The 15,583-nt window shown below is 60.8% G+C and carries 13 protein-coding genes; 3 read left to right on the top strand and 10 right to left on the bottom strand.

Features of this window, described 5'->3' with window-relative positions:
• Positions 1-80 precede the first annotated feature (80 nt).
• On the bottom strand, positions 81-1,727 hold the full coding sequence (locus tag ACNQP3_RS00065; protein ID WP_069943012.1) for a GMC family oxidoreductase: 1,647 nt from the start codon (positions 1,725-1,727) through the stop codon (positions 81-83).
• Between the two features lie 178 nt (positions 1,728-1,905).
• On the opposite strand from ACNQP3_RS00065, the gene ACNQP3_RS00060 reads away from it, so the two are divergent.
• Entirely contained in the window at positions 1,906-2,793 is an 888-nt protein-coding gene (locus tag ACNQP3_RS00060; protein WP_012269863.1) for a LysR family transcriptional regulator, read from the top strand.
• Here the strand turns inward: ACNQP3_RS00060 and ACNQP3_RS00055 are convergent.
• Genes ACNQP3_RS00055 through ACNQP3_RS00045 form a run of 3 tightly spaced genes read right to left on the bottom strand, consistent with a single transcriptional unit; the run spans position 2,782 to position 5,790 of the window.
• Entirely contained in the window at positions 2,782-3,600 is an 819-nt protein-coding gene (locus ACNQP3_RS00055; protein WP_264316686.1) for a sulfite exporter TauE/SafE family protein, read from the bottom strand. The two genes, ACNQP3_RS00060 and ACNQP3_RS00055, sit on opposite strands and share 12 nt — an antisense overlap.
• Complete coding sequence (locus tag ACNQP3_RS00050) at positions 3,597-4,865, bottom strand: NAD(P)/FAD-dependent oxidoreductase (RefSeq protein WP_012269861.1); 1,269 nt, start codon at positions 4,863-4,865, stop codon at positions 3,597-3,599. Before ACNQP3_RS00050 ends, ACNQP3_RS00055 begins: the two co-directional genes overlap by 4 nt.
• A 40-nt stretch (positions 4,866-4,905) precedes the next feature.
• Positions 4,906-5,790: an MBL fold metallo-hydrolase gene (locus ACNQP3_RS00045; protein ID WP_264316685.1), complete on the bottom strand. Its 885-nt coding sequence runs from the start codon at positions 5,788-5,790 to the stop codon at positions 4,906-4,908.
• A gap of 222 nt (positions 5,791-6,012) precedes the next feature.
• Between ACNQP3_RS00045 and ACNQP3_RS00040 the strand changes: the two genes are divergently transcribed.
• Both ACNQP3_RS00040 and ACNQP3_RS00035 read left to right on the top strand, forming a co-directional pair.
• A complete protein-coding gene (locus tag ACNQP3_RS00040; protein ID WP_012269859.1) occupies positions 6,013-7,305 on the top strand; it encodes a sigma-54 interaction domain-containing protein in 1,293 nt (430 codons plus the stop codon).
• A 129-nt stretch (positions 7,306-7,434) separates the two neighbouring features.
• Positions 7,435-7,842, top strand: coding sequence for an RcnB family protein (locus ACNQP3_RS00035; protein WP_060515212.1), 408 nt, complete (start codon positions 7,435-7,437; stop codon positions 7,840-7,842).
• 64 nt (positions 7,843-7,906) lie between these two features.
• Here ACNQP3_RS00035 and gyrB read toward each other — a convergent pair whose 3' ends face one another.
• The 6 genes from gyrB to dnaA form a co-directional block, all read right to left on the bottom strand.
• On the bottom strand, positions 7,907-10,327 hold the full coding sequence (gyrB, locus tag ACNQP3_RS00030; protein WP_012269844.1) for a DNA topoisomerase (ATP-hydrolyzing) subunit B: 2,421 nt from the start codon (positions 10,325-10,327) through the stop codon (positions 7,907-7,909).
• A gap of 4 nt (positions 10,328-10,331) precedes the next feature.
• Positions 10,332-11,435, bottom strand: a complete 1,104-nt coding sequence (gene recF / locus ACNQP3_RS00025) for a DNA replication/repair protein RecF (protein ID WP_012269843.1) — start codon at positions 11,433-11,435, stop codon at positions 10,332-10,334.
• Positions 11,436-11,450: 15 nt separating this feature from the next.
• Positions 11,451-12,554 (bottom strand): DNA polymerase III subunit beta, encoded by a 1,104-nt coding sequence (dnaN, locus tag ACNQP3_RS00020; protein ID WP_016712777.1) that lies wholly within the window; start codon positions 12,552-12,554, stop codon positions 11,451-11,453.
• 61 nt (positions 12,555-12,615) lie between these two features.
• Positions 12,616-13,341, bottom strand: coding sequence for a transcriptional regulator RhlR (gene rhlR, locus ACNQP3_RS00015; protein ID WP_347063173.1), 726 nt, complete (start codon positions 13,339-13,341; stop codon positions 12,616-12,618).
• Positions 13,331-14,041: an autoinducer binding domain-containing protein gene (locus ACNQP3_RS00010; protein ID WP_416469504.1), complete on the bottom strand. Its 711-nt coding sequence runs from the start codon at positions 14,039-14,041 to the stop codon at positions 13,331-13,333. The genes rhlR and ACNQP3_RS00010 overlap by 11 nt, the downstream gene beginning before the upstream one ends.
• On the bottom strand, positions 14,041-15,573 hold the full coding sequence (gene dnaA / locus ACNQP3_RS00005) for a chromosomal replication initiator protein DnaA (RefSeq protein WP_012269841.1): 1,533 nt from the start codon (positions 15,571-15,573) through the stop codon (positions 14,041-14,043). The genes ACNQP3_RS00010 and dnaA overlap by 1 nt, the downstream gene beginning before the upstream one ends.
• Positions 15,574-15,583: the final 10 nt, after the last annotated feature.

Below are 15,583 nucleotides of genomic sequence, written 5' to 3'. Positions count from 1 at the left end.
CTTAGGCCACAGTGATTATTCTTGTTGTTCCACTGTCGGCAGCTTTCGACCGCAAGCCGCCGGTACTGCACACACCCGGGTCAGGGCGTCGGTAACGCGTCTTCGTTCAAGTAGGTCTGGGTAGCAGCTCCTTTGAGGATCAGTTGCGCCGCCTTCTCGGCGATCATCAGGGTGGGGGAACAGGTATTGCCGGAGGTGATCTGCGGCATGATCGAGGCATCTGCCACGCGCAGGCCGGGGATGCCGTGTACGCGCAGCTGGTTATCCACAACATCCATGGCACCATTGCCCATGCGGCAGGTACCGACCGGGTGGAAGATGGTGGTGCCGATCTTGCCAGCAGCGTCGAACAGCTCCTCCTCGGATTGCAGGGCCGGGCCCGGCAGGTATTCCTTAGGCTCGAACGCCGCCAGGGCAGGGGCCTGGACGATGCGCCGGGTGAGGCGGATGGCATCGGCAGCGACACGCAGGTCTTGCGGGTCGCTGAGGTAGTTGGGGTTGATCAGCGGCGTACTGTTCATGTCAGTGCTGCAGATATCGATACGCCCACGGCTGGCCGGGCGCAGGTTGCATACCGAAGCAGTAAAGGCCGGGAACTGATGCAACGGTTCGCCGAAACGCTCCAGTGATAGCGGCTGCACGTGGTACTGCAGGTTGGCGGTGGCCTGGTCGGTGCTGGAACGCACGAAGGCGCCCAGCTGGCTTGGCGCCATGGCCAGTGGACCGCTGCGGTCGTAGAGGTAGCGCAGGCCCATGCCCATCTTGCCCCAAAGGCTGTTGGCCATCTGGTTCAAGGTGCGGGTATTGCGGATCTGGTAGATCAGCCGAAGTTGCAGGTGGTCCTGCAGGTTGCCACCAACGCCAGGCATGTCGTGCCGAACGCCAATCCCCAAGGTTTCCAGCAACTGACGCGGGCCAATGCCGGAGCGCTGCAAGATTCCGGGCGAGCCGACCGCACCCGCACAGAGGATGATTTCACGGCGCGCCGCAAACTCATGCCAGGCGCCTTGCCAAAACGCTTTCACGGCCCGCGCGCGGGTGTTGTTGAGCAGTACCTGTTCAACCTGAACGCCGGTCAGCACCGTGAGGTTGGCGCGGTCCTTGATAGGCCGCAGGAAAGCTTTGGAGGCATTCCAGCGCACGCCGCTACGCTGGTTGACCTGAAAGTATCCACAGCCCTCGTTGTCGCCGGTGTTGAAGTCATCGACCTTGCCGATACCGCTTTGCTCGGCGGCATCGCGGAAAGCATCGAGAATTGGCCAGCTGTAGCGCTGGCGCTCGACTCGCCATTCGCCGTCAGCGCCATGGTGCTCGCTGGCGCCGGCAAAGTGGTTCTCGCTGGCCTTGAACAGCGGCAGCACGTCTTTCCAGGCCCAGCCATCGTTGCCTTGCTCAGCCCACTGGTCATAGTCGGCGGCCTGGCCACGCATGTAGATCATGCCGTTGATCGAAGAACAGCCACCTAGCACCTTGCCCCGTGGGTAACCCAGTGCGCGACCGCCCAGGCCAGGCTGTGCCTCGGTCCTGAAGCACCAGTCGGTGCGTGGGTTGCCGATGCAGTAGAGGTAACCGACGGGAATGTGGATCCAGGGATAGTTGTCGCGACCACCTGCCTCCAGCAGCAGCACGCGGCAGGAAGGATCGGCGGACAAACGATTGGCCAGCAGGCAACCGGCAGGACCGGCACCAACGACCACGTAGTCGAAGACAGAATCGGCTGATGGCATGTGCAACCTCGGGCCTGATTATTATTCTTGTCCCGATCCATCTTAGTGAGTAATTTCGTGGAGGGAACACGAGATTTCACGCAGCCGCTGTGCGTTTTAGCACAGCGGTAAGCCTGTACCGGCCGTTTCGCGGGCATGCCCAGAATACGGCCGAGACGAACTGCCAAAAAGGATCAGCATGTTCGACTGGAACGATCTGCGGTTTTTCCTCGAGTTACAGCGCAGCGGCCGCCTGCTTACCGCCGCCAAGCGCCTGAACACCACCCACAGCACCGTGGCCCGGCACATCGAGAGCATCGAGCAGAGCCTGGGCACCGCGCTGTTCGTGCAGCATGCCCAGGGTTACGAGTTAACCCCCTCGGGCCAAGCCTTGCTCAAGCATGCCGAAGCCATGGAGAACGTCGCCCTGCTGGCGCAGGAAGAAATCACTCAGGCCATCACGCCGCTGGGCAAGATTCGCCTGGGGGTGACCGAAGGCATCGGCATCATGTTCTTCACCCCACGCATGAACGCGTTGTTCGAGCGTTACCCTGGCCTTGAAGTGGAACTGGTGGCCGTACCGCGTTTCGTCAGCATCCTCAACCGCGAGGCGGAGATCAGCATCCACCTGGAGCGGCCCAACGCCGATCTGCTGATCACTCGCAAACTCACCGATTATCGCCTGGCGCTGTACGCCAGCCAGGACTATTTGCACCGCGCGCCACCACTGCGCAACCGCGAAGACCTGGCCCGGCACAGCTGGATCGGCTACGTCGACGACTTGCTGTTCAGCCAGGAGTTGCTGTTTCTCAACAGCTTCTGCCGGGCACCCAACGTGGTGTTTCGCAGCACCAGCGTGATCGCCCAGCAAGCCGCCGCCCGCGCCGGGCTGGGCATCGCCGTGCTGCCCAACTACATGGCTCGCCACGACCCGACACTGGTACGCGTGCTGCCTGGCGAAACCATCCAGCGCAGTTACTGGATCTGCACCCGTCGCGAGCTGCATAAATCGGTGCGCCTGCGGGTGGTGTGGGACTATTTGCTGGCGCTGTGCGCGGCGCAGCAGGATGAGCTGCTAGCCCAATAGCGACTTGCCAGCCAGCAGCAAGGCCGCCGTCCAACCTGCCACTGCAAACATCTGCTGTAAGCGCGGCCCTGCCAGCCTGGCAGCCAAAGGCCGCGCCAACAGCAGGCCAAGTACCGCGCCGACGGCAAACGGGGCACCGACCTGCCAGTGCATGACGCCCGCTAGGCTGGCGCTGACCACGCTGCCAGTGGAGACCAGGGCGATCACCGCCAGCGAGGTGGACACGATACTGGCCATGCGCAGGTTGGTGTAGCGGTTCAGGGCCGGGATGATGACAAACCCACCGCCCACCCCCAGCAGGCCGGACAACAACCCGGACAAGGCACCCGTGAATGCCAATGCGCGTGCACAGGGTAGGGTCCAGCGCAAACGGCCCTGCAACGGATTCAGCACACATGGCTCGATGTAACGATGGGCATCATTGGCTTCGCCGCGCAGCTCTCTGGCCGCCTTGCGCCAGATACGCAAGCAGGCATAAACCAGCACCCCGGCGAACACCAACTGCAATGGTGTATTGGGCAGACGGTGCGCCAGCATCAGCCCGAAGGGTGCCGCCGCTACACCGACCAGCGCAATGAACAATGCCGCCCGGTAACGCACCAAGCCTTGGCGCAAGCCCAGCACAGCGCCCACTGCCGCCGCCAGGCCCACGGCCAGCAAGCCGACCGGTGCCGCTTCGACCATCGACAAGCCAAGACCGAACACCAGCAAGGGTACTGCGAGAATGCCGCCACCTGCGCCAGTCAACGCCAACACAGCGCCGATGATCGCGCCCAAGCCCGCCCCCAGTAATTGATGCTCGATCACTGCCCACCCTCGGCGACCAGTTGCGGGCGTGCCAACCACTCGCGGCCCTTGAGCATGCCTTGCCAGTACAACGGTGGTAGCGCCTGGGCCTTGAGCAACCAGGCCAGGCGAGTCGGCTTGCGCCCATCCAGCAACCAGCTTGGAAAGCTCGGTGCCAGCTTGCCGCCATAGGTGAATTCGGCCAGAACGATCTTGCCGCGCTCGACGGTAAGTGGACACGAGCCGTAGCCGTCGTACTGGGCCAGGCTCGGCAATCGACCCAATGCTACCAGCACATTGTTGGCCACCACGGGTGCTTGCTTGCGGGCAGCCGCAGCGGTTTTGGCGTTGCTGGTGTTGGCCACGTCTCCAAGGGCGTGCACATTGGTGTACTTGCGATGGCGCAGGGTATGCGGGTCGACATCGACCCAGCCGGTGCTATCGGCCAAAGGGCTTTCGCGAATGAAGTCTGGCGCCACCTGTGGTGGAACCACATGGAGCATGTCGAAGCTTTCGATGCGGGTTTCGCTGCTGCCATCGGCCAGGGTACGCACGAAGGTAGCACGCTTGTTCGGGCCGTCCACGGCGACCAGACGGTGCGAAAAATTAAGGTCGACGGCGTACTTTTCGATGTACTTCATCAGCGCGGGCACATAGTCCGCTACGCCGAACAACACAGCCCCCGCATTGAAGAAGCTGGCTTTCACTGCGCCCAGATAGCCATGGCGTAGCCAGTGGTCGCAAGACAGGTACAGCGCCTTCTGCGGTGCTCCGGCGCACTTGATCGGCATGGGCGGCTGGCTGAACACGGCATGGCCTTGCTTGAGCTTCTGCACCAGCTCCCAGGTATAGGGCGCCAGGTCGTAACGATAGTTGGAGGTGACGCCGTTACGGCCCAGGGTCTCGCTGAGCCCATCGATGGCCGCCCAGTCCAGCTTCAGGCCGGGGCAAACTATCAGCTGTTCGTAACTGATGGAGCGGCCACCTTCGAGCATGACCAACTGGCTCAACGGATCGAAACCCTCTACCCGCGCCTTGACCCAGCGCACACCACGCGGAATGGTCGAGGCCATGGTGCGGGCGGTGCTCGGTGCCTTGAACACACCGGCACCGACCATGGTCCAGCCGGGCTGGTAGTAATGCACCTCGGCGGGGTCGATCAAAGCCACATCCAAGGACGGATCGCGGCTGATCAGGCTGGAGGCGGTGGCGATACCGGCGGCACCGGCACCGACGATGACCACCTTGTGGTGGTCGGTATTGGCAGGGGACAACAAGGCAGGCATGGCGGTAAATCCTGAAAATCTGGTTATGGGGGCAGGGCGGTTACAGCTTGTTCAGCGGGATCTTCAAATAGCTCACGCCGTTTGCTTCCGGCGCGGGGAGCTGGCCGCTGCGCATGTTCACCTGCACCGAGGGCAGGATAAGCACCGGCATGTCGAGGGTCTTGTCGCGGGCTTCGCGCATGGCAACGAAGCTGTCCTCATCGATACCCTGGTGGATGTGGATGTTGTGGGCGCGCTGCTCTACCACGGTGGTGACGTACTGCATATCGCGGCCACCTGGCAGGTAGTCGTGGCACATGAACAGCCGGGTCTGGTCGGGGAACGCCAGCAGACGACGAATCGAGCGGTACAAAGTACGGGCGTCGGCGCCTGGGAAATCACACCGGGCTGTGCCGTAGTCGGGCATGAACAAGGTGTCGCCGACGAACACTGCGATCTCGCCGGCGTCCTCGATCATGAAGCTCATGCATGCAGGCGTATGCCCCGGCGTATGCAGCGCACGGGCATGCAGGTTGCCAATGCGGAAACCTTCCTCGTCTTCAAGCAGCACATCGAACTGGCTGCCGTCACGGGCGAAGGCAGGCTCGGCATTGAACAAGGCACCGAACACCTTCTGCACTTGGGTGATGTGCGCGCCGATAGCGGTATGGCCGCCGAGCTTTTCCTTGAGGTAGGCAGCCGCTGAAAGATGATCGGCGTGTACATGGGTTTCCAGCACCCAACGCACGCTGGCGTTCAGCTCGCTCACGCGCTCGATCAGGCGATCCGCCGATGCGCTGCAGGTGCGCCCGGACTTGGGGTCATAATCCAGCACGCTGTCGATCAAGGCGCATTGCCGGGTTTCACGGTCCATGACCAAGTAGCTGATGGTCGAGGTCGCCTCGTCGAAAAAGGCGTCCACGTGAAGGTTGTTACCGATGATCATCACGTTCTCCAATTTATCCGCCCCGCCTTGTACAGGCGTAGGCAGTGACAGGAGGTTTATCAAGATGCATGCCAGGCTTTTTGCTGCGCATGGGCCAATGAAACGGGCAGGTTGCTGACAGCTGTTGGCATGACTGGCAGTGAAGGTGGCAGTCGACTGTCAGCCAATGGCAGTGTTTGGCAGTCCTTGTTACCCTGCATCGGTCATCCAAACGGTGCCGTCATGCCTGAAGCCCATCCCCTCATCCTAGCTCTGGTTTCCTACCTTGAGCACGATGCCCTGCCGACCATCGTGCTGGACACCGACTACAACATCCTCGCCGCCAATGCGGCCTATCGTCGCCAGTTCGGCCGGCATGATCAGGCGCCGTTGGGCGAGAAGTGCCACAAGGTCTCGCATCACTATGCCGTACCGTGCGACCAGGCTGGCGAGCACTGCCCGATGCGCAAGGCGTGGGACAGCAAGGTACCGGAGCGGGTGTTGCACATTCATCACACACCACGCGGCCCCGAGCACGTCGACGTCGAGTTGCGGCCAATCCTGGATGAACAGGGCAGGGTGGTGGCCTTTGTCGAACGCCTGACCACCATCACCCTCGCCTCGGCACAGCCCCAGGAGCAAGGTTTGGTCGGCCGCGCGCCAACCTTCAAGGCCGCCTTGGCCAGCCTGCAACGTGCGGCACCCGCGCAGATTCCGGTATTGCTGCAGGGTGAGTCGGGCACCGGCAAGGAACTGTTCGCGCGCGCGCTACACATGGGCAGCCCACGGGCCAACGGGCCGCTGGTGGTGGTCGACTGCACTGGTTTGACCGAATCCTTGTTCGAAAGTGAGCTGTTCGGTTACGAGAAAGGTGCGTTCACCGGTGCCCACCAACGCAAGATCGGCCTGGCAGAGGCGGCCCATGGCGGCACCTTGTTTCTCGACGAAATCGGTGAAGTACCCCTGGCGATGCAGGTGAAGCTGCTGCGCCTGATCGAGTCTGGCAGCTTCCGCCCGGTTGGCAGCTTGCGCACGGTGCATTCAGATTTCCGACTGGTATCGGCCACCCACAAGCCGCTCAAGCAAATGGTCGCGGATGGCACCTTCCGTGAAGACCTGTATTACCGTATCAGCGGCTTCCCGATTCGCCTGCCTGCGCTGCGCGAGCGGGTGGAAGATCTACCACTGCTTGCGCAGAGCCTGCTGCAGCGCATGGCTGGCAAGCCAACGCCCAGGCTGAGTGACGATGCCTTGCAGCAACTTGGGCTGCATCCGTTTCCGGGCAATATCCGAGAGCTGCGCAACATACTGGAAAGGGCGCGGCTGTTTGCCGATGACGGGCTGATCAGGCCTGAGCACTTTCCGGCAGATATCGGGCCGGCGGGGGCGATCACAACGGGTAGCCGTCGCAATGATTTGGGGGCGTTGGCGCAGGCGTTGGAGCAGTTCAAGGGTTCGCGTAGCGAACTGGCCAGTCATCTTGGTATGAGTGAACGCACGCTGTATCGCCGACTGAAGGCGCTCGGCTTGAACTGAGGGGACGACTGACTTTACCGGACCTTTACCTGCGTCCTGACATTAAACCGGCAAAATCGTGGTCTGATCAGTTAACCGAATCTGGCAGTCAGTGCTGGCCAGGCGATAACAGGCAGAGGACCGCATCAAATGAAAAAAACCCTAACCGTGATCTGCGCCGCGCTCGTGCTCAGCGCACCACTGGCCAGCTTCGCGCAGCCAGGCCCACCCGACCGGCATGATGGCGGCCCATCGCACCAGGGCAATCCGCCACATGGTCAGCCGCAGCAACAGGGTCGCCATGACAATGGCCGGGGTCCTGCTTACCGTGATCCGAACTTCCGCCCACAACAAGGCATGCCGGTGCCTCATCAGCAATGGCAGCGTGGTCACGCAGTCGATCCACATTACCGGGGTGACCGTTACTGGGTGACCGACTGGAAAGCGCGCCACCTGTATGCGCCGCCACGTGATCATCGTTGGTTGTATGTGAATGGCGACTATGTGCTGGTGGCGATTGCCAGCGGTGTGATCGTGAATATTCTCAGCGGTTACTGATAAATCGCAGGCACTAAAAAGCCCGCATCAGCGGGCTTTTTAGTGCCTGGCGAATTACACCTGATCAGAAGTCCAGGTTCGACACCGACAGCGCGTTACTTTCGATGAAGTCACGACGCGGCTCGACCGCGTCCCCCATCAGGGTGTTGAAGATCTGGTCCGCAGCGATCGCATCTTCGATAGTGACCTTCAGCATACGGCGAACGGTCGGGTCCATGGTGGTTTCCCACAGCTGGTCCGGGTTCATTTCACCCAGCCCTTTGTATCGCTGGATAGTGTGGCGCTTGGTTGTCTCGTTCATCAGCCAATCCAGGCCTTCCTTGAACTCGACAATTGCCTTGCGGCGTTCACCGCGCTGAACGTAAGCACCTTCACCCAACAGGCTGGACAGCTTGGAGCCAATGTTGACCACGGTACGGTAGTCATTGCTGCCGAAGAAGTCGCGGTTGAAGGTGACGTAGCTGGCCAGGCCGTGAGAGGTGACTTCCACTTCTGGCAGCCATACGTTGCGCTCTTTGTCTTCGCGCAGGCTGGCTTTGTAAACCAGGCCAGACTTCTGGCTGCTGTTCAGACGCTCCTGGAACTTAGCCAGCCAGGCTTGCATCACCGCGTGGTCACCCAACTGCTCCAGGGTCACCTCCGGCAGGTAGATGAAGTGCTCGGTCAGCTCTTCCGGATACAAGCGCGACAGGCGCTTGAGCGTCTTCATTACGCTACGGAACTCATTCACCAGTGCTTCCAGCTGCACACCGGAAACCGCAGGTGCCGATTCGTCCAGGTGCAGGCTGGCATCCTCCAGGGCCGACTGGGTCATGTACTCTTCCATGGCCTCGTCGTCCTTGATGTACTGCTCCTGCTTGCCCTTCTTCACCTTGTACAACGGTGGCTGGGCAATGTAGATGTAGCCGCGCTCGACCAGCTCCGGCAACTGACGGAAGAAGAAGGTCAGCAGCAGGGTACGGATGTGCGAACCGTCAACGTCAGCATCGGTCATGATGATGATGTTGTGATAACGCAGTTTGTCGATGTTGTACTCTTCGCGGCCAATACCGCAGCCCAGCGCAGTGATCAGCGTGCCCACTTCCTGGGACGAGATCATCTTGTCGAAACGCGCTTTCTCGACGTTGAGGATTTTACCCTTCAACGGCAGGATCGCCTGGGTACGACGGTTACGACCTTGCTTGGCCGAGCCACCCGCGGAGTCACCCTCCACCAGGTACAGTTCAGAGAGGGCAGGGTCCTTCTCTTGGCAGTCCGCCAACTTGCCCGGCAGGCCAGCGATATCCAGCGCCCCTTTGCGGCGAGTCATCTCACGGGCTTTACGCGCGGCTTCACGAGCGCGGGCGGCGTCGATCATCTTGCCAACGACGGCCTTGGCCTCGTTCGGGTTTTCCAGCAGGAAGTCGGCGAAGTACTTGTTCATCTCTTGTTCCACGGCGGTTTTCACCTCCGAGGAGACCAGCTTGTCCTTGGTCTGCGAGCTGAACTTGGGGTCCGGCACCTTCACCGAGATGATCGCGGTCAGGCCTTCACGGGCGTCGTCGCCGGTGGTTGCCACCTTGTTCTTCTTGGCCAAGCCTTCCTGCTCGATGTAGCTGTTCAAGCTACGGGTCAGCGAGGACCGGAAGCCCACCAAGTGGGTACCGCCGTCACGCTGCGGAATGTTGTTGGTGAAGCACAGCAGGTTTTCGTTGAAGCTGTCGTTCCACTGCAGAGCGACCTCAACACCCACGCCATCGTCGCGCTGGACGTTGAAGTGGAATACCTGGGAGTTGACCGGCGTCTTGTTGGTGTTCAGGTACTCGACGAACGCACGCAGGCCGCCTTCGTACTTGAAGAACTCTTCCTTACCGCTGCGCTCATCCTTCAGCAGAATGCCAACGCCCGAGTTGAGGAACGACAACTCACGAATACGCTTGGCCAGGATGTCCCAGCTGAAGTGAATATTCTTGAAGGTTTCAGCCGATGGCTTGAAGTGGATGTGGGTACCCGTGGTTTCGCTGTCACCGACAACCGCCATAGGCGCTTGTGGAACACCGTGAACGTAGGTCTGTTCCCAGATCTTGCCGCTACGGCGAACGGTCAGAACCAGCTTCTCGGACAGGGCGTTAACAACCGATACACCTACACCGTGCAGACCGCCGGATACTTTGTAGGAGTTGTCGTCGAACTTACCGCCGGCGTGCAGTACGGTCATGATGACCTCTGCCGCAGAAACGCCTTCTTCTTTATGCACGTCGACCGGAATGCCACGACCGTTGTCGCGCACGCTGATGGATTCGTCCGTGTGGATGATGACGGTGATGTCATCGCAGTGCCCGGCGAGGGCTTCGTCGATCGAGTTGTCGACCACCTCGAAGACCATGTGGTGCAGGCCGCTACCATCATCGGTGTCGCCAATGTACATGCCGGGACGCTTGCGTACGGCATCCAAACCTTTCAGCACCTTGATGCTGGAGGAGTCGTACGTTTGATTTTCGCTCATGCCTTCACTCCCGATGGTCGTGGGTCTGGGTGATACGGCCTTGTTCCACGTGGAACAAAGCAACTGGCGTTTCCGTCTGCCAGCCTTCCCTCAGTAATTCGTGATCTACACAGGTGATGAACACCTGGCAGCGTAATTCTTCAAGCAAGCGACACAGCGCGCGGCGATGCTGGTCATCCAGTTCGGACGGCAAGTCATCCACGAGATAAATACAATGACCGCGGCGAGCCTGACTAACGAGGTGGCCTTGAGCAATGCGCAGTGCGCATACCACCAGCTTCTGCTGACCACGCGACAGGATGTCAGCTGCGTTGTTGCCAGCCAGGCGAAGACGCAGATCAGCACGCTGCGGACCGGCCTGGGTATGGCCCATCTGCTGATCGCGAAGGAGAGAGGATGCGAGTACTTCTTGCAGTTCCCGGTCCTTGTCCCAGCCTCGGTAGTAGCTTAGGGTCAACCCGTCCAGCTCGACCAGTTCGCTCAGGGTTCGCTCGAAGACAGGCTTCAAGGCCTTGATGTAGTTGCGACGGTATTCATCTATTTCCGCGCTGGCCAGGCACAATTCCCGGTCCCAGGCGGCTTGCGAAGCTGGGTCAAGTGTACCATGACGCAACCATGAGTTCCGCTGCCGCAGCGCCTTCTGCAGCCGTTGCCAGGCTGGCAGAAAACGAGGTTCCACGTGGAACACCCCCCAATCAAGGAACTGGCGGCGTATTTTCGGGGCACCTTCCAACAGCCGGAAACTGTCTGGGTTGATAAGCTGAAGCGGCAGCAGCTCTGCCAGTTGCGCGGCACTTCGCGCATTCTGACCATCGATGCGGATAGTGAACTCCCCCTGGCGCTCTCGGGATACACCCAGTTTGCAGGTGCCGCCTTCGGTCAACTCGACTTCACCAAATACGGTACAGGCAGGCTGTTCGTACTGGATGACCGGGTTCAGGCGACTACTGCGAAATGAACGTGCCAGCCCGAGCAAGTGCACAGCTTCAAGCACGCTGGTCTTGCCGCTACCGTTGGCGCCGTAAAGGATGTTGATTCGGGGGGAGGGTAAGAGTGTCACCGGGTGCAAGTTGCGCACCGCGGTGACCATGATACGTCGAAGGGACATTTCGCCTGCTACAGGTTACAGGCGCATCGGCATGACAACGTAGGAAGAATCGTCATTGCCAGCTTCCTGCAGCAGTGCACTGCTGTTGGAATCGGACAGGATCAGACGAACTTGCTCGGTAGTCATCACGCCCAGCACGTCCAGCAGGTAGCTGACGTTGAAGCCAATTTCCAGCGAACTGCCTTCGTAGTCCACGCTGATTTCTTCTTCAGCTTCTTCCTGCTCGGGGTTGTTCGCCTGGATCTTCAGTTGGCCAGCCGCCAGTTGCAGGCGAATACCGCGGTACTTTTCATTGGAAAGAATCGCCGTACGGCTGAAGGCTTCACGCAGTGCCTGACGATCGCCGACCACCAGCTTGTCGCCGCCTTTTGGCAGGACGCGCTCGTAGTCCGGGAACTTGCCGTCCACCAGCTTGGAGGTAAAGGTGAACTCGCCAGTTGTGGCGCGTATGTGGTGCTGGCCCAGGACGATGCTGACCATGCCTTCCGGGTCAGTCAGCAGGCGCGCCAACTCCAAGATACCTTTACGTGGCACGATGACCTGATGGCGATCATCCTGCTCGATCGGCGCAGTCATGGAGCAGAGCGCCAGACGGTGACCATCGGTGGATACCGCACGCAGGGTGTTGCGGGAAACCTCAAGCAGCATGCCGTTGAGGTAATAACGAACATCCTGCTGGGCCATGGCGAAGCTGGTGCGCTCGATCAGGCGGCGCAGCTTGCTCTGCTCAAGGTTGCAGGTCAGCGAGCCCGGGCCTTCTTCCACGGTCGGGAAGTCATTGGCTGGCAGGGTCGACAGCGTAAAGCGGCTGCGGCCGGCCTTGACCAACAATTTCTGCTCATCGACCTTGATATCGATCAGGGCGTCGTTCGGCAGGCTTTTGCAGATGTCCATCAGCTTACGCGCCGGGACAGTGATTTCGCCAGGCTCGGCCGGCTCTTCCAGTTGCACCCGGCCTACCAGCTCGACTTCCAGGTCGGTACCGGTCAACGACAGTTGCTGGCCTTGCACGACCAGCAATACGTTGGACAGGACCGGCAAGGTCTGACGGCGCTCGACGACACCGGCGACCAGTTGCAGGGGTTTCAACAGGGCTTCGCGTTGAATGGTGAAATGCATGGTCTAGTCCCTTGCCTTCAATTAGCTGCGCAGACGGCCATCTACGGCGCCTGGATCAGCCTCAGATGAGGCCCAGCGCCGCGGCGTAGGTGGCAGCCAGCGTCTTGTTCGGCGCGTCGAACTTCTTCTGGATGTTCTTGTGGTGGAAGTTCACCGTGCTCTCGGAAATGCTCAGGATGATGGCGATTTCCCCGGAGCTCTTGCCGTCGGCGGTCCATTGCAGGATCTCGCGTTCGCGATGGCTCAGGCAGACCGGGTTGGACATCAGCATCGGATGCTCCAGGTCGGTCAGCTTCTGGGTCAGCAACTCGATCATGCAACGCAGCCGCAGGCGGATTTCCTCGCGCTCGAAGCTGGAGATGTTCTGCTGGTCGCGCGCCACGGAAAGCACGCTGAGCAAATTGTTCGGCGCGCGGATCGGCAGGGTCGCGCCGACACAGAGGCCCCAATCGCGAGCCTCGTTCCAGAGCATCCGGCTCTGGTCGAACAGGCTGTCGCTCCAGACCACCATTTCCGAGGAGCGCAGGCCGTTGAGGATCGCCGGATCCACGGCCCCGTAGTTCTGCATCTGGTATCGCTCCAGCCAGGCCTTGGGATAGGTGCCATGGACCTCGGTCTTCGGCCGGGTGAAGGGAATCGTGTGGCGCACGCCATAGGCGTAGTAATCGAAGCCCAGGCGCCGCACTTCCTTTTCCAGGACGGCGAACACGCCCTGGCTGTCGTGGATCGGCTGCATCTCGCTACGCAAACCGTCCCACCACAGCAAAAAGCCTCCGTCATTCCTCATCCATGCCGATCGCCTTGACGACCGCCTGCACCTTGTTGGCCGCGCCGAGCTTGGCGAGGATGTTGTTGATGTGGAACGTGACGGTGCGCTCGGAGATGTTGAGCTGTTCGCCGATCTCGCTGGCGGTGCGGCCTTCGCTGGTCCAGCTCAGCACCTCGCGTTCGCGCTTGGTGAGCGAGATGCTCGCGGCCGGCGACAGCTTCGGCACGAGGAACCGGCCCATCAGCGAATGCGAGAGATTGGCGAGCCAGTTGGCCTGCAGCGTCAGGCTGTTGATCTCGGCCGGCGTGAGGCGGTCCGAGCGCCGCGCGATGGTCAACAGTCCGAACACGCCGCGCGCGGCCCAGCTCGACTGCGCGACGCCGACCGACATGCCGAAGTCGCGCGCGTCGCGCCAGAGCGACGGTTGCTCCGCCGCATCGGCGTCGGGCCAGATGATCATGTTCGGGCTCGCCGCCCCGTCGCGCACGGTCGGATCGATCTCGATGTAGTTGCGCGCCTGATAGTGCGCCATCCAGCCCGGCGGATAGGTGTCGAAGATCTCGACCAAGGGCTGCGATCCCGGCTGCGGCACGCGGATTCCATAGCAGCAGTACTCGAAGCCGAGACGCTTCGAGTATGCGGAAACCTGGTGAAAGAGCTGCTGCTCGTTTTCCGCCGTATTGAACTGGTGGTAGGCATCCTGCCAGCGTAGTTCCATCAGGTCGTCAGCGTCCGCAGCAGGTTCTTGTAGTCCTCGCGGATGTCCGCGTCGGATTCCTTCAGTTCGTTGATCTTGCGGCAGGCGTGCAGCACGGTCGTATGGTCGCGGCCACCAAACATGTCGCCGATTTCCGGCAGGCTGTGGTTGGTCAGCTCCTTGGAGAGGGCCATGGCCACCTGACGTGGCCGTGCGACAGAACGCGAACGCCGCTTGGACAGCAGATCGGAGATTTTGATCTTGTAGTACTCGGCGACGGTTCGCTGAATATTATCCACACTGACCAATTTATCCTGCAGCGCCAGCAGGTCCTTCAGCGATTCACGGATCAGCTCGATGGTGATATCGCGCCCCATGAAGTGCGAATGGGCAATTACCCGCTTCAGTGCGCCTTCCAGCTCCCGTACGTTGGAGCGAATGCGCTGGGCAATGAAGAAGGCGGCATCATGCGGCAGCTCGACCTTGGCCTGGTCGGCCTTTTTCATCAGGATTGCCACGCGGGTTTCCAGCTCCGGTGGCTCGACAGCCACCGTCAGGCCCCAACCAAAGCGCGACTTCAGCCGCTCTTCCAGGCCTTCGATCTCTTTGGGGTAGCGGTCAGAGGTAAGGATCACCTGCTGGCCACCCTCAAGCAGAGCGTTGAAGGTGTGGAAAAACTCTTCCTGCGAGCGCTCTTTGCGGGCGAAGAACTGGATATCGTCGATCAGCAACGCATCCACCGAACGGTAGAAACGCTTGAATTCGTTGATGGCATTGAGCTGCAGCGCTTTGACCATGTCCGCAACGAAGCGCTCCGAATGCAGGTAGACCACCTTGGCATTCGGGTTTTTCTTGAGCAGGTGGTTACCCACAGCATGCATAAGGTGGGTTTTACCCAGGCCCACGCCGCCATAAAGGAACAGCGGGTTGTAGCCATGCTTGGGGTTGTCCGCCACCTGCCAGGCAGCCGCGCGCGCCAGCTGGTTCGACTTACCTTCAACGAAAGTGTCGAAGGTAAAGGTACGGTTCAGGTAACTGGTGTGCTTGAGCGCGCCTTCAACCTGCACGGTGCGCTGTTCGGCGCGGCCACTACTGGCAGGTGCCGAAGCGGGCTCGGCCATGGCATCGAAGCTGTCACGTGAAGACGGCTCGGCCAGTTCGTCGACCAGCACCGGCTCGGCTGCGGCCACAGCAATTGGCTCGACCGCTGCTGGTGTCGGGGCAGCTTTGTGTGCCTGGGTCTGCGCCAGCGAGGCCGCCACGGCGGCGCTGACCGGCGCGTTAGGCGCAGCCCGGGGAGCCGAGCTGCGGCGGCTACCTATTAATAAGGAAAGGGCAGGTGCAATGCCGCTGCCGTTTTCGCCCAACAGCTCGAGCAAGCGCCCCAGGTATTTTTCATTGACCCAATCGAGAACGAAACGGTTAGGCGCATAGACGCGCAACTCGTCGCCTTCGGCTTCGACCTGTAGCGGACGGATCCAGGTGTTGAATTGCTGGGCAGGCAGTTCATCGCGCAGAAGCTCCACGCACTGCTGCCAAAGTTCCACTGACACGGATATCCCC

The organism is Pseudomonas sp. LFS074 (assembly GCF_047978165.1).
Taxonomy (GTDB): domain Bacteria; phylum Pseudomonadota; class Gammaproteobacteria; order Pseudomonadales; family Pseudomonadaceae; genus Aquipseudomonas; species Aquipseudomonas putida_P.
The sequence above is the reverse complement of the archived record's forward strand: the minus strand, read 5'-3'. Positions and strand labels throughout refer to the sequence as shown.